We start from the raw sequence: 17,736 nt of genomic DNA, 5'->3' as shown, positions 1-17,736 counted from the left end.
CATGATTAACCGCAAAGTGACCCCGTCGGAGGGCGGCAAGAGACTGCATCGCTATTTAAGAAGTTTGATGCCTAATATTCCACTCGGACAAATATACAAGATGATCGATTCAGGTAAAGTAAAGGTGAACGGAAAAAGAAAAAATCAGAATTACGAGCTTGTTGCCGGCGACGAACTGATTTTGTACGTTGAGGAAGCCGTATATGAAGAAGCGAGCATCGGTCAGAAGAAGACGAAGTATGTCGGAGTCAATGCCAATATCGACGTCGTATACGAGGATGCCGAGCTGATGGTCGTCAACAAACCGGTGGGCATGCTTACGCATCCCGATCAGGCCGACCAGAAGGATACGTTAGTCAATCGCGTGCATGCGTATCTATACCGGAAGGGCGAGTTGGACAGCCCGCTGTTCATGCCGGCGACCGCAAACCGATTAGATCGGAACACGAGCGGAATCGTACTTGTGGGGAAGACGGCCGGAATGCTCCATCAGCTTAATCAATGGATTCAGAAGCATGAGATGCAGAAATATTACGTGACGATCATAGAAGGAAAGCTCGCTGGGGAAGGGACATTGTCGGGGGATCTTATTCGCGATGAGAAAAAAAACCGAACGCACGTCGCGAACGATTCGGCCGTTGTTTCGCGTCACGGCGGAGTTGAGCAGGTGAAATCGGCCGAGACGAGATATCGGGTACTGCAAACGGGAAGTTCCTATTCTCTCGTTGAGATCGAGTTGATCAGCGGGCGTACGCATCAAATTCGCACCCACTTCCAGGATATCGGACATCCGCTGCTCGGCGACATTAAATATGGAGGCAAAAGATTCGGAGACGTAAATCACCAATTGCTGCACGCTTGGCGAATCGTGCTGCCTGACGGCCGCGAGTTCAAAGCGCCGCTTCCGGCGCAAATGCGGGCGGTTGCGGATAAAGTTGGGCTGCGGTTGAATTCTTAGTATTGGAATGTGGAAGTCATGGGGGGTTGGCATACATGGCAAATAGCTACGCAACAGAGCTAGCGGCGTGGTTTAGGGAGCATGCGGATCAAGAAAAAGCTCGTCAAATGGAAGCCTACATGCGCAATCAATACACTTTTCTCGGCATCAAGACGCCGGAACGGAATCGACTGACCAAAGAGTTCTGGTTAAAGCACGGAATTCCCGCCGGAGACGAGTTGCTTGCGGTCGTAAAACAATTATGGCAATTGCCGGAACGCGAATTCCAGAACGTAGCGATGGCTTTTCTCGAAAAACATGGCAAACATGCGGAGAAATCGGATATCGATGTGTTCGAGCAATTGGTGACGACGAAATCATGGTGGGATACCGTCGATTATTTAGCATCTCATACAATAGGGGATCACCTGACGAAATACCCGGAGTTAATAGACAGCTACACGGAAAGATGGATAGAGTCGGACGATCTGTGGCTGCGTCGAACCGCGATTTTGTACCAATTGCGATATAAGAAACGCACGGATGTCGAGCGGCTGTTCGATTATATTCGCCGATGCATGGACGAGAAAGATTTTTTTATCCGCAAAGCAATCGGCTGGGCTCTCCGGGAATACTCGAAAACCGACGAAGCCGCGGTGCGTCTGTTTGTGGCGGAAAATCCGCTCTCACCGTTAAGCGCCCGTGAAGCGCTTAAATACGTGTCTCGTTGATTCAAAATAAACAAAAGAACCGTCAGTTTTCTCTGACGGTTCTTTTGCGTTATACCAGATAACTATGAACACCGCACGTAATCAACTCTTATAAATCTCGTTCATGCTCAGGATATGACGTTGCACCTCTGCGACTAATTCAGGCGGCTCCACGATTCGAACATTAAAGCTATAGCTGAGGGCGTGTTGGACCGCACGTTCGATTGAAGAATATTGCGTTGTCACTTGCAAGGTGCCATCCGTGTTTTCCTTGATCAGATTAATGTCGAATTCGTCTCTTACCCTTGTTTTGACGGCGGTATTAAAGCAAAGAACAACACTTATTTTCGTGAAATCGGCTTGGCTTACAAACCGTTGCTCAATATCCTGAAGCGTGATGTTCCGTGATTCAAACTTCTCAGGATGTTCCTTAAGCTGTATGATGCGGGATAGCCGGAAGACGCGAGGTTCAAACCGGGTAAGGCAATAGCCGTATACGTACCAAGCATATCCTCTAAGAAAAAGACCATGCGGCTCGATCTTTCTTTCCGTTTCGGTGCCTTTAATATCGATATATTCGAATGTAACAATATGTTGATCTTTAGTCGCTCGGTGAAGGGTGCTAATCTTATTCTTCTCGCTTTGCGACGTCGCGAATTCCATGTTTAATTTTGCCGAAGTATCCAATTGATCGGGCTTATTAGGCATCAGAGCGCCTATTCGTTCCAATAATCCGTCGATATCGGGGTTATCCGTCGCCGACTTGACCCCGCGCAATGCCATGCAAATAGATGAAAAATCTTCAAGGGAAAGGATTTGTTTGTCCAGCCGATAGCCTGACATGATTTCATATCCTCCATCCGAACCGGGAAACGAAACGATGGGGATTCCGGATTGATTGATCGACTCCATGTCGCGATAAATCGTGCGCAAGGAAACCTCGAACCGTTCGGCTAGCTCGGTCGCGCTGACACGGGTTTGGTTTAATAAAGCCATCGTAATCGCAAGCAACCGATCAAGCTTCACGCGATGTTCCTCCTCGTCCGGAAACGGATCATTTCATTTTCGGGTACTTATATTTTCTACGCAGTTGTTGCAATGACCTTCTTCATTAACGAAATGGGCTGAAGAACGCCCAAATGTCGCCGATCAGTAAATCGGGTGCTGTTCAGCGTCGTTCAAATTAAGTTTACAAAAGCTTATTTAGAAGTCATCATTAGAACAGCCTCCTTAGAATTGGACTTATATTGGGACCGTTGTTATTGCACTTTTATATTAAACGACGAACCCTGACAACATTATGTCAATGTTCGTTCTCGCTCAAATCATTAATCTATAAAAGAACGAGAGTTAGGTTGGGGGACGTATGCATGAGTGGTGAAGACACCGTTCGAGTAATTCGCGTTATTCGATTTATTGAGGAAAATCTTTCGAATAAGCTTGATCTAGATACTCTCGCAAGCATGGCGAATCTATCCAAATACCATTTCAGCAGAGTGTTTACGGGCGTAGTCGGTGTCACGCCGATCGTATACGTTACTCGCAAAAGGCTGCAGAAATCAGTCTATTATTTGCTTGAGTCCTCGCACTCGATATTGGAGATCGCCTACCTGTGCGGCTTTGATTCCGCTTCAAGCTATAACGCGGTGTTCAAGAAACATTTTGACCAAACGCCAAGCCAAGTACGGAAAAACAATAAGCAGATCCGCAATTTCTCGCTAGATTACAGCAAGATGCAAGGAGTTTTTTCGAATTCTCCGCGTTACGATGAAAGAGATAATAATCGCTTTTTGAGGAGGATTTGGGAGATGAACATAACCATTAAGGAACTTCCATCCTATGAGGTCGCCTTTGTGAGGCATGTTGGCAGTTACTTGGACACGTGGGAAGCTTGGGACAAGCTAGGACAGTGGGCTGCCCATCATGAGCTTCACCCAACGAGTTGTTTCTTCATCGGAATTTCCTTGGATGATCCGAGTAATGTTGAAGAATATGCTTGTCGTTACGATGCCTGCGTGACTGTGCCGGAAGGGTTTCGAAAGGATCAGCATCCGGACATTCAGTATAAGCAGTTGAGCGGAGGACTGTATGCATTGCATTCTTTCTATGACACGATCGATAAACTAGCTATTGCTTACCAAAGTCTATACGTGCAATGGTTACCGGGAAGCGAATACGAAGCTGATAATCGACATTGTCTTGAGTTCTGCATGAATAACCCCAAGCAGGACCCCGAAGGTAAAGCAAAGGTCGATCTATACGTTCCAGTAAGGAGAAGGGATTAGCGATAAGCGGTAATCGGCGAAAATAAAAACCACGTGCGAGTGACCTTCAAAGGTCCGTGACACGTGGTTTTGTTTTTGATATTGCATTAAGTGTATTAAGTGATATAATGCACTTATACCAGCAGCTTGAGAGGAGGAAACCTCTTGGAGGAAGTACAGATTGGAGGCATGCGGTTTACGCTTGATTTAAGCCAGCCGCTGTACGAACAAGTATTGGATCAAGTAAGGAGCTCTATTGCGAAAGGCGAAATTGCATTGGGAAGTAAAATACCTTCCGTAAGGGAGATGGCACAGGCATTGAAAATTAACCCTAATACGGTGATGCGAGCTTATCAAGAGCTGGAACGCGATCAGTTGACGGAAACCCGTCGCGGACAGGGAACTTATATTACGACGGACAGCGCCAGAGTGGAGCAAATACGATATCGGGCAGCAGAACAAGCTATTCAGGAGTTTCTAGGAAAGATGGCCAGTTTTGGTTTCGACGCGCAAGCAATCGAGAAGCTTTTGCGAAAGTATGGAGGTGAAAGCACGTGAGTAAAGTTGTGATTCAAGCGGATGATGTATTTAAAAAGTACGGTTCTCGTAACGCTATCCAGCATTTGAACGTGTCGATACCCGAATTTTCAGTTACGGCGATTCTAGGACCGAACGGTGCCGGGAAATCGACTTTCATGCGGATGATTACCGGAATGGTGAAGCCGAGTGCCGGTAACCTCACCGTATTAGATCAAACGCCGGCTTGGGAAGTGAATCGATCGATCGCCTATTTGCCCGATCGCGCGCGATGGTACGGCAATCACAGGGTCGGGCAGGCAATCGAGTGGGCAACGAACCTTCATCCCGGCTTTAATGCTGAACGGGCTTGGGAACTGATGAAGTCGTTCGGATTGGATGCCGCCACTCCGGTTGAAGGAATGTCCAGAGGACAGGAAGCGCGTCTCATGCTGGCATTGTGTCTAGCCCGTGATGTTCCGCTGCTCGTGTTAGACGAACCCTTTTCCGGAATCGACATGATTTCCCGCGAGAAAATTATAGCGGCGCTGATCGACTCCTTCAGTGAGCGTCAGCAAACCGTACTTATCAGCACGCATGAAATCGCCGAGACGGAAAGTTTGTTCGACCACGCGGTCTTTTTTCAGGAAGGAACGGCAGTTCTTTCGGGCGACGTAGAACGGCTGCGCGCCGAACGCGGCTCCATGCAAAACATCTATCGTCAGTTATATGGATAGGAGGAAATCAGCATGCATCACGGTTCTTTTAGATATTTAATCAAACATGAGCTAGCGATGGGGATTAGTCGATTTTATAAGAAAATATGGATATGGGTATACGTGGCGATCATTCTTATACTGGCAGGTACGGCTTTAACGATCTGGGGAGGCAACGATAAGTTTAATCCTACGTACATTCTGTTCTCAACGTACATGTTCCCTTTCCTTGTATTCGGAATTTCCGTAAAGACGTTAAAACGGGAATGGGAAAAGGGGACTTACGGTTGGTGGCTGACGCTTCCTTACTCCAGGTTCCGACTACTAGCGGCCAAAGCGGTCTCTGCTTTGATTCAAGTGATCGCAGGTTATAGTTTGTTTTTTATAACCGTTCTGTTGTTAGGTATTTACAGCTTCATTATTCACGGTGAGGGCCTATCCCCAATTAGAGAATTATTCGCGACGGAATTGCAATACGCGGGTATTCTTATCGGCGTATCGCCCTTTATGCTGGCACTAGGGTTGCTCGCAACAGTAGTCCGACGCTCAGTCATGAAACCGTTAACTCCTATGATCTGGATCGCCTTTGGTCTATTCGGCAATATATTTAGCTGGGTTTCGAGCTTCAATTCGTTATCTGAATCCGGAAATTCAAATGGATTGATCTCGGGATCTCTTCCGGATTGGATTTGGTTATGCATTATACCCGTTTGGATGATAGCCGCACTGCTATTCGCCGCAACCGTGCACGTGTGCAATAAATATCTTCAGGTTTGAACCGGGAAAGGATAGGGGAAACGATGACGAAAAATACGATCGAAGTAAATCAACTAGCTAAATCTTATGGGAGCAAGCAAGCCTTGAACAATATTTCGTTTAAAGTTCGCGAGGGCAGCTGTTTCGGGCTGCTGGGTCCGAACGGCGCGGGTAAATCGACGACTATGAAAATATTGTCGGGACTGCTGGATGCGGATACGGGAACGGTGAGCATGTTCGGTCAGGGTATTCGGAAGGCGGGTAATGCAGTTAAAGATAGGCTCGGATATGTTCCTCAATCGATTACTTTGTATGAGAAACTGTCCGCTTATGATAATCTACAATTTTTCGGCGAGATGTATGGCGTCCAGAGTGCTTCTTTGAAACGAAGAATCGGCGAGGTGTTAGAGCAGGTCGGTCTTGCGGATCGGGCTAAGGATGCGATAACTACTTTCTCGGGCGGGATGAAAAGACGCGTTAATATCGCAGCTGCCCTGCTTCACCGCCCCAAACTTATTATTATGGATGAACCGACCGTCGGCATCGATCCGCAATCCCGCAATCATATATTCGAAATGATACGCACGCTTAAGAATGACGGAGTAACCATTCTTTATTCGACCCACTACATGGAAGAAGTCGAAGCGTTATGCGATGACCTCACGATCATCGATCATGGTCAAGTCATCGCGCAGGGGGAGTTGATCGAAGTTCTGGACCGTTTCGGCACTCAGGCCGTTTACTTGGAATTACAGGATGGTCAGCGCCCTCCTTCGTTGCCGGGATCCGGCGCGCCTGCTCAGAAGGGAAGAGGATGGTTGCTGGAGACCACGAATCCGCTCTCCATTCTCAGCCAGTGGGCGCAAGCTTGCCAGTCCGCATCTTTGCAAGTCAAACAACTGGAAATCGTCCGTCCCACGCTAGAAGCGGTATTCTTGTCGCTGACGGGAACGACGTTAAGGGATAATTAATGCGTAGTAGGATACGGAAAGGGGAACTCATGTAATGATTCTTAATATTGCGAAAAAAGAATGGAAGCTGCTGCTCAAGGAAAAAGGGACGTTCTTCTGGTTGCTCGGGATGCCCATTATGTTTATCGTCTTGTTCGGATCCGTATTTGGAATTGCGTCAAGCTCATCGGTAACTCTCCCTTATATCGATATGGATCATACACCAACTTCCCAAAGCTTTCTTAAAACGGTTGGCGACAAGAGCGGCTACAAGCTGGAAGCGCACCAATCGGAAGGCATGCAGGATCAGATCGATAAGATACGGGATGGCAAAGGCACAGCACTTCTTATCATTCCCCAAGGGTTCGAGCAAAGCGTTAAAAAAGGCGATGGCAATCCGATCTCGCTTGAACTTTACCGCGAAGCCACAAGCGATTCGGTTATCGCGCCATTTCGCGCAGTGTTAGAAAACTTGGCGAACGGTTATCGTGAAACGAAAATCAACAATGCCTTAGCCGAATCCGGCCAAACGAAGGAAGCGCGCGAGCAGGTTCTTGCGGCACCGTTCACGATAAAGGATCGAATGGAGAACGGATCAGGGTATAATGTGATCACGCAAGTCGTGCCGGGTTATACGGTCATGTTCGTCTTTTTCGTCATCATCTCAATGCTTAAACGGTTTCTCGGGGATAAGGAATCGGGGATGACCGCCCGTCTGCGCAGCACCCGGATGAGTCCGATGAGCTATTTGCTCGGAATGTGGCTATCCTACTTAGTCATCACGTTAATTCAATGTACGGTACTGCTCACTTTCGGGCATTTGGTCTATGATCTGCAGCTTGGAGATTTATTCGCTATCTGCGTGCTTGTATTCATGCTGGCCGTCTGCGGTACCGGGATCGGTCTTGCGATAAGCATGCTTGTGCGCAGTGATAATCAAGGAATGGCATTCACGCAGCTGCTTACGATGGGCGGGGCTGTTCTAGGCGGGTTGTGGTTTCCCGTTGACCTTATGCCGAAGACGATTCAAACGATCAGTCATTTTACGCCGCAATATTGGGCTCAGAAAGCATTCCAGGACATTATGCTAAGAGGGGTCCACATCTCCGGAATCGTTAATTCACTGCTCGTACTCGCTATTATTGCCGCTTTGGGGTTGATAGTAGCGCTTGTAAGATACAAAAGATTTCTTAGGACGGCTTTGGGTTAACCTGAAGTTGGGCGTTTTTTGACACTTAGATGGCTCAATTGCCATCTAAGTGTCGATTTGTTTTCCGTTCATATTCAGTTCATAATTAAACCATATTATAATATTTACATATGGATACGGAGATGATGTCGATTGATTAAGCTGTTTCGTTATCTTAAGCCTTATCGCTTGGCAGTAGCCGCCGTTATGGTGCTTGTTCTGCTGCAATCGCTCAGCGAGCTATATTTGCCGACCCTAATGGCGGATATTATCAATGACGGCGTAGTTAAAGGGAATATTCCGTACATTTGGAAAATCGGCAGTTTTATGCTTGTATTCACGGCGGTAGGTACTGTCGTATCCATCGCGGCAAGCTATTTATCATCCCGCATATCGGCAGGATTTGGCCGGGATGTGCGGAGCAAAACATTCAGGCACGTGGAAAATTTCTCACTGCAGGAGTTCGATCAGATCGGAACGGCTTCCCTCATCACCCGCACGACCAACGATATTACGCAAGTGCAAATGGTTCTGATCATGATGCTGCGGCTAATGGTCATGGCGCCGATGATGTGTATCGGGGGATTAATTATGGCGGTGTCCAAGGATGCTACCTTATCGCTAGTATTCGTAGGGGCAATTCCGATCTTGGCTTTAACCATCTTGATTATCGCTCGGCAGGGCATTCCTTATTTCAAAGTCATGCAGAAAAAAATCGATAAGCTTAATCTGGTGCTGCGGGAAGGATTGACGGGCATTCGGGTCATTCGTTCCTTTAACCGCTTCGAGCATGAGACCAAAAAGTTTAAGGAAGCCAACGAAGATTTGACGCAAACCGCGATTAAAGTGAACCAGATTATGGCCTTCATGATGCCGATGATGATGCTGATCCTGAACTTTTCCTCGATCGCGATTATTTGGTTTGGAGGACTAAGGGTGAGCAGCGAGCATATGCTAGTCGGGGATTTGATGGCATTCCTGCAGTATGCGATGCAAATTATGTTCTCTCTCCTTATGGTTTCCATGATGTTCGTTATGGTGCCTCGCGGTTCGGCTTCCGCGGTCAGGATCAATGAAGTGCTTAACATGGAGCCAGTCATTACGGAGAAGGGCAGCTTGGAAAAAGGAAAAGTCGATATTCAGTCTGCTTCGAATAGTGAGCATGCAGGTATCGTGGAATTCGAGCAGGTGTCGTTTCGATATCCGGGGGCAGAAAATCCCGCGATTTCGGATATTTCATTCCGAGCTCTTCCGGGCGAGGTGACCGCGATCATCGGCGGAACCGGTTCGGGCAAATCTACTTTAGTCAGCTTGATTCCGCGATTTTACGATATTGAAGATGGTTTTGTCCGCATTGACGGCGTAGACGTGCGCGATCTAACGCTTGAGCAGTTGCGCTCCAAGATTGGACTCGTTCCTCAGAAAGCATTGCTGTTCACGGGTACGGTGGCGGATAATATCCGATACGGAAAAACCGATGCGACGGACGAGGAAGTGAATCATGCGGCGAACACCGCTCAAGCGACTGAGTTCATCAGCGGGATGCCGGAAGGGTTCGAAGCGCCGATTTCACAAGGCGGTGCCAACCTGTCCGGCGGGCAGAAGCAAAGACTGTCTATAGCACGCGCACTTATCAGGAAACCGCAAATTTATTTGTTCGACGATAGCTTCTCCGCGCTGGATTTCAAGACGGATGCTAAATTAAGAGCCGCGCTCAAAAAAGAAACGACGGAAGCTACAGTTATTATCGTTGCCCAAAGAGTCAGCACGGTTATGGATGCCGACCGTATCATCGTATTGGATGAAGGGAAAATCGTCGGTATCGGCAAACACCGGGAATTGATGGAGAGCAGCGGGATCTACCGTGAAATCGTATCTTCGCAGCTGTCCGAGGAGGAGATCGCATGAGTGAGCAACGTCAGGAACACAATGCCGGGAACAAAGGTCCGGGTCCCGGAGCGGGCGGACCGGGCAGAGGCCCGATGGGCGGTCCAATGGGCGGCATGGGCGGTATGGGGATGCCCGTCCAGAAAGCCAAAGATTTCAAGGGAACACTCCGCAGATTAATGGGTTATTTGCGGCCGCAACGTTTCAAATTGTTGGCTGTTCTTGTTACGGCCATTCTGAGCACATCGTTCGCGATTTATAGTCCGAAAATATTGGGCAATGCGACGACGAAACTATTCGAAGGCATAATGGGGAAAATGAAGGGCGTTGCGGGTGCGCGTATCGATATCGAAGGGATATGGCAAATCGTCGTATTTCTCGCGGGTTTGTATGTCGTCAGCTCTATTTTCAGCTATATTCAACAGTTTCTAATGGCCGGGGTCGCACAGAAAACGGTGTACGGCTTGCGTAATGAAGTGAATGAGAAGCTGGGGAAACTCCCGCTTAAATTTTTCGATAGCAAAACACATGGGGAAATTCTAAGCCGCGCCGTAAACGACGTGGATAATATCAGTAATACGCTGCAGCAAAGCTTGACCCAGTTGATTACGTCTCTGATCACGATTCTGGGTGTCATCATTATGATGTTAACGATTAGTCCGTGGCTGACGCTGATCTTATTGCTCACGCTGCCGCTATCTTTTATCGTGATTAAAGGAGCCGCAGGCCGATCCCAGAAACATTTTAAGGCGCAGCAGATGGAGCTTGGGAAGTTGAACGGACATGTTGAAGAAATGTATTCCGGGCACAAAATCGTTAAAGCCTACGGACACGAAGATATTTCCGTCGCCAAGTTCGATCAGATTAATGAACGGCTTTACGATTCCGGATGGAGAGCGCAGTTCGTCTCCGGAAATATTATGCCTCTTATGAGCATGGTCAGCAATATAGGCTACGTATTCATAAGCGTTGTCGGCGGCATTATGGTCACGAGAAACGCGATCACGATCGGGAATATCCAAGCGTTCATTCAATACTCCAGGCAGTTTTCCATGCCGCTCGTTCAAACGGCTAATATCGCGAACATTATCCAATCTACGATTGCATCCGCGGAGCGGGTGTTTGAGCTTTTGGATGAGAAGGAGGAAGTACCGGAGGTTAGCGGGGGCTTGGAGATTGAACTTGCGGCTCCTCGTGGAGACGTGTCGCTGCATCATGTGAATTTCGGCTATAAGGAAGACGCCATGCTCATCGAGAATATGAGCATTGACGTTCGGAGCGGGCAAACGGTCGCCATCGTTGGACCTACCGGCGCGGGCAAAACAACGCTCGTCAACTTGCTCATGCGTTTCTATGAAGTGAACGAGGGCAGCATTACGGTGGATGGAGCGGATATTACTCGGATGAAGCGGGGCAGCTTGCGCAGTCTGTTCGGAATGGTGCTTCAGGATACATGGCTATTTAACGGAACGATCCGTGACAATATCGCTTATGGACGGGAAGGCGCGGCGGAGGATCAGATTATCGATGCGGCCAAAGCGGCGCATGCGGATCATTTCATTCGTACCTTGCCGGAGGGCTACGATACGGTGTTAAATGAAGAGGCATCCAACTTATCGCAAGGTCAGAAGCAGTTGCTTACGATCGCGCGGGCGATATTGGCGGATCCGGCCATTTTAATTCTGGATGAAGCGACGAGCAGCGTTGACACGCGGACGGAAGTGCATATTCAGAAAGCGATGCATGTGTTAATGCAAGGCAGAACGAGTTTCGTTATTGCGCATCGTTTATCGACGATTCGCGATGCGGATTTGATTCTGGTCATGAATCAGGGCAGTATTATCGAGAAAGGCACGCACAACGAACTGCTCGCCCAAGGCGGATTCTACGCCGATCTATACAATAGTCAGTTTGTGGGCGGAGGCTTGCAGCAGAGCGTAGGTTGAGATTCGAGAGTTACAGTGGCATTCGGATGAGGGAGAAGATGTTCATGGCTAGCTTAGAGGAGATTATTCGCGGACGGCGGAGTATCGGAAAAGTGAAGGATGAGCCCGTACCGAAGGCGCTTGTGGAAAAGCTCATTGAAGCTGCGGTTTGGGCGCCGAACCATCATCATACCGAACCGTGGAAATTTATTGTTATGACTGGCGAAGGCAGGCGGACGTTAGGTCAGGCGTATGCGGACATCGCCAACGAGACGATTCAGGAGTTGCCGGAAGAGGAGCTTAAGCAGCGTCTGGACAAGGGAGTTGCCAAAGCTTTCCGTGCACCGGTTGTCATTGCGGCAATATGCGTGCCTTCGGATGCGCCGCGCGTGATCTTTGCTGAAGAACTTGCCGCTACCCACGCAGCCGTGCAGAATTTGCTGCTCACGGCATATGCAAACGGGCTCGGCGCGGTATGGCGCTCAGGAGATCCGGCGTATCACCCGAAGATGAAGCAAGCGCTGGGACTTGAGGGAAACGAACAAGTCGTCGGGTTCATCTATGTCGGCTACCCCGACATGCAGCCACCTGCCGCCAAGCGTATCCCGGGCACCGCCAAGACTGTCTGGCTTGAAGGCTGACGGATCGTACAAAGAAGAGCCAATCCCAGCGAGTTAATCGCAGAGGATTGGCTCTTCTTTGTGTGCTACAACGTCGACACCGAGCGGCGAACGATCATGTCGGCCGGCAGGACGATTTTCTTCCATGGCATTCCGGTTTCTCCGCGTTCTTGTATGCGTTCCACGAGCATCTGCATGCCGAGGTAACCGAATTGGTAGGCTTGCTGGGCGACGACCGTCAAGAAAGGGTCGATTTCCGAATAGGGACCCAAATCATCGAAGCATACTAGTGACATTTGTTCGGGCACCCTAATTCCGCGTTTGTGCAGCGTCCGGATGACTTCTACGGCAAGCACGTTGTTTCCGGCTACGATTGCCGTAGGCAAAGGGTTCATCCGGTCCAACCAAGCTTCGATGTCGGATAAATCGCTGCGAGGTTCGAACGCCGTCTCCAGAACATAGGTGTCGTTATAAGGCAAATCATTAAGCTTCAAAGCTTCCCGGTAGCCTTCCAACCGCAAGCGAGCGCTTGATACATAAGGCGAACCATTAATCAAAGCGATCCGACGATGCCCTTGGGAGGTGAGATGATCCACCAGCTTTCGGGCTCCACCTTTACTGTCTCCGAGCACGACATCGCTGTCCATTCCAGGTACTTCCCGGTCGAGCAGCACGAATGGAACCTGATGCCTGCGCAGCGTCTCCAAGTGCGGCAATGAAGGATCTCCCGCCGGAGCGACCAAGACGCCATCCGCTCTCGTCGTTAAGATCGTGTCTACGTAATCCTTTTCCTTCTCCACGTTCTCGTCCGAGTTTCCGAACAGCAGGCGGTAGCCGTGTTTCTTGGCGGCATCCTCCGCGCCCCGGGCCAATGTCGTGTAAAAAGGATTCGTAATGTCCGTAATGAGCAGGAACAATAGGTTGCTCTGCTGAAGCACTAAACTGCGGGCCATTTGGTTCGGAACGTAGTTCAGTTCCTCCATAACGCGTCGTACTCTCGCCCTTGTTTTGTCGCTGATTTTTCCAGTGTTATTGATAACTCTAGAAACCGTCATCGCGGAGACACCAGCTTTGGCCGCAATATCGTATATCGTAACCATAAGTTGCGCTCCTTCTCGTCAATATCTACTCTTATCTTACAAAATTAAAGAATTGACAGCAAGCGCTTACCCTGATAATTTAAGGTTATCGGTAACATTATTTAACCCCAATGGAGGTTCAAACAATGGCAGAGCAAAATTTCAGATGGAGCGGCGGGTTTCCGAAAATCGGTATTCGTCCTACGATTGACGGCAGACGCAAAGGCGTTCGCGAGTCGCTTGAAGATCAAACGATGAACATGGCTATCGGCGTTGCCAAGCTTTTCTCGGAAAACTTGCGCTATCCGGATGGATCGCCGGTGGAATGCGTCATAGCCGATACGTGTATTGGCGGCGTTGCGGAATCCGCAGCGGCTGCGAGCAAGTTTGCCAGAGAAAACGTCGGGGTATCGATAACGGTAACTCCTTGCTGGTGTTACGGTACCGAAACGATGGATATGGATCCGGCTATTCCTAAAGCGGTATGGGGTTTTAACGGCACGGAGCGTCCAGGCGCGGTTTACCTCGCTGCCGTATTGTCCGCGTACGCGCAAAAAGGACTTCCCGCATTCGGCATCTACGGTAAAGACGTACAAGATGCAGGTACGACCGATGTACCGGAAGACGTAAAGGGCAAATTGCTTGGATTCGCAAGAGCAGGACTTGCGGTTGCGCTGATGAAAGGCAAATCGTATTTGTCGATGGGCTCCGTATCCATGGGTATTGCCGGATCCATCGTGAACGACAGCTTCTTCCAAGAGTACTTGGGCTTGCGTACCGAATACGTGGATATGAGCGAGTTCGTGCGCCGCATGGACGAGAAAATCTACGATCCGGTGGAATTCGAGGAAGCGCTCGCGTGGGTTAAAGAAAACTGCATCGAAGGTCCGGACAACAATCCGCCGGAAATCCAGACATCCCGCGAACGCAAAGACAAGGACTGGGAGACAGTCGTCAAGATGACGATCATCGCCCGCGACTTAATGGTCGGCAATCCACGTCTGGCAGAACTTGAGTTTGGCGAAGAAGCGCAAGGACATAATGCAATCGTGTCCGGTTTCCAAGGGCAACGCCAATGGACGGATCATTTTCCTAACGGCGACTTCATGGAAGCCATCCTCAATTCCTCGTTCGACTGGAATGGCATCCGCGCGCCTTACATGGTTGCAACGGAAAATGACAGCCTGAACGGAGCGGTTATGCTGTTCGGCAACTTGCTGACGAATACGGCGCAGATTTTTGCGGACGTCCGCACGTATTGGAGCCCGGATTCCGTTGAACGCGTAACGGGTCACAAACTTACGGGTGCGGCCGCCAACGGCTTGCTTCACCTGATCAACTCCGGCCCGGCCACGCTCGATGGTACTGGCGAGCAAACGAAAGACGGTAAACCGGCAATGAAGCCGTTCTGGGAAATTTCCGCGGAAGAAGCGCAGAAGTGCTTGGATGTCACATCTTGGCGTCCGGCGTCGGTTGAATACTTCCGTGGGGGCGGTTATTCTTCGGATTTCCTGACTCGCGGCGGAATGCCGATGACGATGTCCCGTTTGAACTTGGTTAAAGGAATCGGACCGGTTCTGCAAATCGCGGAAGGTTATTCCGTGGATCTGCCAGCCGACGTGCACGATACGCTCGACAAACGTACGGATTCCACTTGGCCGACCACATGGTTCGCTCCGATCTTGACAGGCAAAGGTTCGTTCAGCAGCGTGTACGACGTTATGGACAACTGGGGCGCAAACCACGGATCGATCAGCTACGGCCATATCGGTGCAGATATGATCACGCTTGCTTCCATGCTGCGTATTCCCGTCGCCATGCACAACGTTCCCGAGGATCAAGTTTTCCGTCCTCGCGTATGGGGCTTGTTCGGTACAGACAACGCCGAGAGCGCCGACTACCGTGCATGCAACAACTTTGGACCTTTATACAAATAATAAAATGACGACACCGTCCGTCTGTTTCCTCGTCGAAGCAGGCGGCGGTTGTCTGTCCATAGAATGGAGAAAAAACTTATGAGCAGCCAAGCCATCCGCGAGGAATTATGCAAATACGCGCAAAAAACGGTGTCCAACAAACTCGTCGTAGGACCCGGAGGCAATCTTAGCGCTCGTTTCGAAGGTAAAATGTATCTTTCCCCAAGCGGATTCGCTTTGGATGAAATCAAGCCCGAGCAATGGGTTGAAGTTGACATTGAAACGGGTCATATTACCGATATCGGCCTTCGTCCTTCTTCCGAAGTACTCATGCACTTATACGCTTACCGGCAAAACCCTAATATCGGCGCTATGGTGCACACGCACCCGCCTTATTGCATTGCTTTTACGCTCGTGGAAAAAGAACTGCCGATCATGTTCCCGGACCAAGCCGCGCTTGTCGGCAAAACGGTTTACGTCGATTACGTCTTGCCGACAACCGACAAACTGGCCGATGCCGTCGTCGCTAAAATCGAACATGCCTCGATATTGCTTGGCAATCATGGTTTAGTGACCACCGGTCGCAACCTACGCGAAGCTTACTATCGCACCGAAGTGGTCGAGGAAAGCGCGAAGATTTTCCTGATTGCGACTGCGATCAAGCAGCCGAAAGTGCTTACCAAAGAAGAGTTCGAGGAAATCGCTTCGCTGGAGAGCGAAGCCTATCGGATTGAATTGCTGCAGAAAATGAAATAACGTCGGGGGGATTGCAGATGACAACGGGTACGACAGTATTGGCGTTCGATATGGGCGCCAGCAGCGGGCGGGCTCTGGTTGGGCAGTTGCTGGACAATTCCGCCGGCGATCAGACCCTGCAGGTGACGGAAATCCATCGCTTTCCCAACCATGCGATCCAAGTCGGCGACCACTTGCACTGGGATATTTTGCGGCTGCTGCATGAGATGAAGAAGGGGATCCGTCTTGCTTTCCAAAAAGGGTACGCGCCCTCGACGTTCGGCATCGATACGTGGGGAGTCGACTTTGGCTTGCTTGACGCCAACGGGGAACTGCTTGGCAACCCTTATCATTATCGCGATTCGCATACGGAAGGCCTTATAGATGAAGTCAGCGATTTGGTCGGTCAAGAGGTTTTGTTCCAACAAAGCGGGCTGCAGTTTATGCCGTTTAACACCTTGTACCAACTCTATGCGATGAAAAAAGCCGCTTCTCCGAAGCTGGACATTGCGCAGACGTTATTGCTAACTCCTGACTTGCTCGCTTATTTGTTAACCGGTGTTAAAGTATGCGAATTTACGATGGCAACGACGACGCAACTGTTTAACCCCGAGACGCAAGCCTGGAACTCGGAGTTAATGGAAAGGCTCGGTATTCCGTCGCGGCTGTTCCTGAAGCCGATTCATCCGGGAACGATGATTGGACCCCTAACGCCCGCTGTATCCGCGGAGCTCGGCGTGCCCGCAATCCAAGCGGTAGCCGTCGGGACGCACGATACGGAGTCCGCGATCGCAGCCGTGCCGGCGGGAGACGAGCCGTTTGCCTATCTCGCTTGCGGGACTTGGTCGTTGTTGGGCACGGAAATGGCCAAGCCATTGCTCAGCCGCGAGACGATGGAACTGGAATTTTCCAATGAAGGCGGCGTCGGGGGGACCTACCAGCTCCTCAAAAACATCATGGGTCTCTGGTTGCTTCAAGAATGCAAACGCGAATGGGATGAGCAAGGCAAAGAGATCGGCTTTCCGGAATTGGTTCGGTTGGCTGAACATGCCGCCCCTTTCCGCAGTCTCATTCATCCGGACGATCCGCGATTTTTCTCCCCGTCCGGTATGGTGGAGAAGATTCAATCGTTCTGCCGTGAGACGAATCAACCGATTCCGCAATCCGAGGGAGAAATCGTCCGCTGTATTTTGGAGAGCTTGGCTTTAAGGTACCGGCAAGCGCTTGAACAGGCGGAGAGATTGACCGAAATTCGTTATGGCGGATTGCATATGGTCGGAGGCGGCATTCAGAATGAGCTGTTATGCCAGTTCACGGCAAATGCATTAGGACGCCCGGTGTGGGCTGGGCCGATTGAAGCCAGCGCTATCGGAAATATGCTGCTGCAATTGATCGCGCAGGGGAAATGCAAAGATTTGCAGGAAGCCCGCAAGCTCGTTGCCGCCTCATTCCCAACTGAAGCGTATGAGCCGAACGCGGATATGGATTGGTCTGCAGCTTATGAGTTGTTTCTCGGATTCGGCAGGGTATAAATGG

At 49.9% G+C, this 17,736-nt stretch carries 16 protein-coding genes; 14 read left to right on the top strand and 2 right to left on the bottom strand.

Annotated features, from left to right (window positions below):
• The first annotated feature begins 1 nt into the window (after window position 1).
• Window positions 2-958 (top strand): RluA family pseudouridine synthase, encoded by a 957-nt coding sequence (locus K7P76_RS06245; RefSeq protein ID WP_232184301.1) that lies wholly within the window; start codon window positions 2-4, stop codon window positions 956-958.
• A 35-nt stretch (window positions 959-993) separates the two neighbouring features.
• The gene (locus K7P76_RS06240; RefSeq protein ID WP_232184300.1) at window positions 994-1,668 is read left to right on the top strand and encodes a DNA alkylation repair protein; all 675 of its coding nucleotides are present in this window, start codon (window positions 994-996) and stop codon (window positions 1,666-1,668) included.
• Between the two features lie 81 nt (window positions 1,669-1,749).
• On the opposite strand, the gene K7P76_RS06235 is transcribed toward K7P76_RS06240, so the two are convergent.
• A complete protein-coding gene (locus tag K7P76_RS06235; protein WP_232184298.1) occupies window positions 1,750-2,673 on the bottom strand; it encodes a helix-turn-helix transcriptional regulator in 924 nt (307 codons plus the stop codon).
• A 344-nt stretch (window positions 2,674-3,017) separates the two neighbouring features.
• Here K7P76_RS06235 and K7P76_RS06230 point away from each other — a divergent pair, with 344 nt between their 5' ends.
• From K7P76_RS06230 to K7P76_RS06190, 9 genes are all read left to right on the top strand, one after another.
• The gene (locus tag K7P76_RS06230; RefSeq protein WP_232184296.1) at window positions 3,018-3,932 is read left to right on the top strand and encodes an AraC family transcriptional regulator; all 915 of its coding nucleotides are present in this window, start codon (window positions 3,018-3,020) and stop codon (window positions 3,930-3,932) included.
• 144 nt (window positions 3,933-4,076) lie between these two features.
• Window positions 4,077-4,469 carry a GntR family transcriptional regulator gene (locus tag K7P76_RS06225; protein WP_232184295.1) on the top strand — a complete coding sequence of 131 codons (393 nt, stop codon included), beginning with the start codon at window positions 4,077-4,079 and terminating at the stop codon, window positions 4,467-4,469.
• A complete protein-coding gene (locus K7P76_RS06220) occupies window positions 4,466-5,164 on the top strand; it encodes an ABC transporter ATP-binding protein (RefSeq protein WP_232184293.1) in 699 nt (232 codons plus the stop codon). The genes K7P76_RS06225 and K7P76_RS06220 overlap by 4 nt, the downstream gene beginning before the upstream one ends.
• A gap of 12 nt (window positions 5,165-5,176) precedes the next feature.
• Window positions 5,177-5,920 (top strand): ABC transporter permease, encoded by a 744-nt coding sequence (locus tag K7P76_RS06215; protein WP_232184291.1) that lies wholly within the window; start codon window positions 5,177-5,179, stop codon window positions 5,918-5,920.
• A gap of 23 nt (window positions 5,921-5,943) precedes the next feature.
• Window positions 5,944-6,870: an ABC transporter ATP-binding protein gene (locus K7P76_RS06210; protein ID WP_232184289.1), complete on the top strand. Its 927-nt coding sequence runs from the start codon at window positions 5,944-5,946 to the stop codon at window positions 6,868-6,870.
• Between the two features lie 34 nt (window positions 6,871-6,904).
• On the top strand, window positions 6,905-8,059 hold the full coding sequence (locus K7P76_RS06205) for an ABC transporter permease (protein ID WP_232184287.1): 1,155 nt from the start codon (window positions 6,905-6,907) through the stop codon (window positions 8,057-8,059).
• Window positions 8,060-8,191: 132 nt separating this feature from the next.
• Window positions 8,192-9,946 carry an ABC transporter ATP-binding protein gene (locus tag K7P76_RS06200; RefSeq protein WP_232184286.1) on the top strand — a complete coding sequence of 585 codons (1,755 nt, stop codon included), beginning with the start codon at window positions 8,192-8,194 and terminating at the stop codon, window positions 9,944-9,946.
• Entirely contained in the window at window positions 9,943-11,871 is a 1,929-nt protein-coding gene (locus K7P76_RS06195) for an ABC transporter ATP-binding protein (protein WP_304518387.1), read from the top strand. Before K7P76_RS06200 ends, K7P76_RS06195 begins: the two co-directional genes overlap by 4 nt.
• Window positions 11,872-11,915: 44 nt before the next feature.
• Window positions 11,916-12,491: a nitroreductase family protein gene (locus K7P76_RS06190; RefSeq protein ID WP_232184284.1), complete on the top strand. Its 576-nt coding sequence runs from the start codon at window positions 11,916-11,918 to the stop codon at window positions 12,489-12,491.
• A 65-nt stretch (window positions 12,492-12,556) separates the two neighbouring features.
• Here the strand turns inward: K7P76_RS06190 and K7P76_RS06185 are convergent, their stop codons facing one another.
• Complete coding sequence (locus K7P76_RS06185; protein WP_232184283.1) at window positions 12,557-13,570, bottom strand: LacI family DNA-binding transcriptional regulator; 1,014 nt, start codon at window positions 13,568-13,570, stop codon at window positions 12,557-12,559.
• A gap of 125 nt (window positions 13,571-13,695) precedes the next feature.
• On the opposite strand from K7P76_RS06185, the gene K7P76_RS06180 reads away from it, so the two are divergent.
• From K7P76_RS06180 to K7P76_RS06170, 3 genes are all read left to right on the top strand, one after another.
• Window positions 13,696-15,486 (top strand): L-fucose isomerase, encoded by a 1,791-nt coding sequence (locus K7P76_RS06180; RefSeq protein ID WP_232184282.1) that lies wholly within the window; start codon window positions 13,696-13,698, stop codon window positions 15,484-15,486.
• Window positions 15,487-15,564: 78 nt separating this feature from the next.
• The gene (locus K7P76_RS06175; protein WP_232184281.1) at window positions 15,565-16,221 is read left to right on the top strand and encodes a class II aldolase/adducin family protein; all 657 of its coding nucleotides are present in this window, start codon (window positions 15,565-15,567) and stop codon (window positions 16,219-16,221) included.
• 17 nt (window positions 16,222-16,238) lie between these two features.
• The gene (locus K7P76_RS06170; protein WP_232184280.1) at window positions 16,239-17,732 is read left to right on the top strand and encodes a rhamnulokinase; all 1,494 of its coding nucleotides are present in this window, start codon (window positions 16,239-16,241) and stop codon (window positions 17,730-17,732) included.
• Window positions 17,733-17,736: the final 4 nt, after the last annotated feature.

The organism is Cohnella silvisoli (assembly GCF_021190915.1).
GTDB classification, from domain to species: domain Bacteria; phylum Bacillota; class Bacilli; order Paenibacillales; family Paenibacillaceae; genus Cohnella; species Cohnella silvisoli.
This window is presented reverse-complemented; position numbering and strand designations above follow the sequence as displayed.

Coding starts and splice junctions, on each gene's coding strand:
- K7P76_RS06240 (WP_232184300.1), top strand. CDS start 994: ATGGCAAATAGCTACGCAACAGAGCTAGCGGCGTGGTTTAGGGAGCAT.
- K7P76_RS06215 (WP_232184291.1), top strand. CDS start 5,177: ATGCATCACGGTTCTTTTAGATATTTAATCAAACATGAGCTAGCGATG.
- K7P76_RS06210 (WP_232184289.1), top strand. CDS start 5,944: ATGACGAAAAATACGATCGAAGTAAATCAACTAGCTAAATCTTATGGG.
- K7P76_RS06205 (WP_232184287.1), top strand. CDS start 6,905: ATGATTCTTAATATTGCGAAAAAAGAATGGAAGCTGCTGCTCAAGGAA.
- K7P76_RS06180 (WP_232184282.1), top strand. CDS start 13,696: ATGGCAGAGCAAAATTTCAGATGGAGCGGCGGGTTTCCGAAAATCGGT.
- K7P76_RS06175 (WP_232184281.1), top strand. CDS start 15,565: ATGAGCAGCCAAGCCATCCGCGAGGAATTATGCAAATACGCGCAAAAA.
- K7P76_RS06170 (WP_232184280.1), top strand. CDS start 16,239: ATGACAACGGGTACGACAGTATTGGCGTTCGATATGGGCGCCAGCAGC.
- K7P76_RS06195 (WP_304518387.1), top strand. CDS start 9,943: ATGAGTGAGCAACGTCAGGAACACAATGCCGGGAACAAAGGTCCGGGT.
- K7P76_RS06190 (WP_232184284.1), top strand. CDS start 11,916: ATGGCTAGCTTAGAGGAGATTATTCGCGGACGGCGGAGTATCGGAAAA.
- K7P76_RS06245 (WP_232184301.1), top strand. CDS start 2: ATGATTAACCGCAAAGTGACCCCGTCGGAGGGCGGCAAGAGACTGCAT.
- K7P76_RS06230 (WP_232184296.1), top strand. CDS start 3,018: ATGAGTGGTGAAGACACCGTTCGAGTAATTCGCGTTATTCGATTTATT.
- K7P76_RS06185 (WP_232184283.1), bottom strand. CDS start 13,570: ATGGTTACGATATACGATATTGCGGCCAAAGCTGGTGTCTCCGCGATG.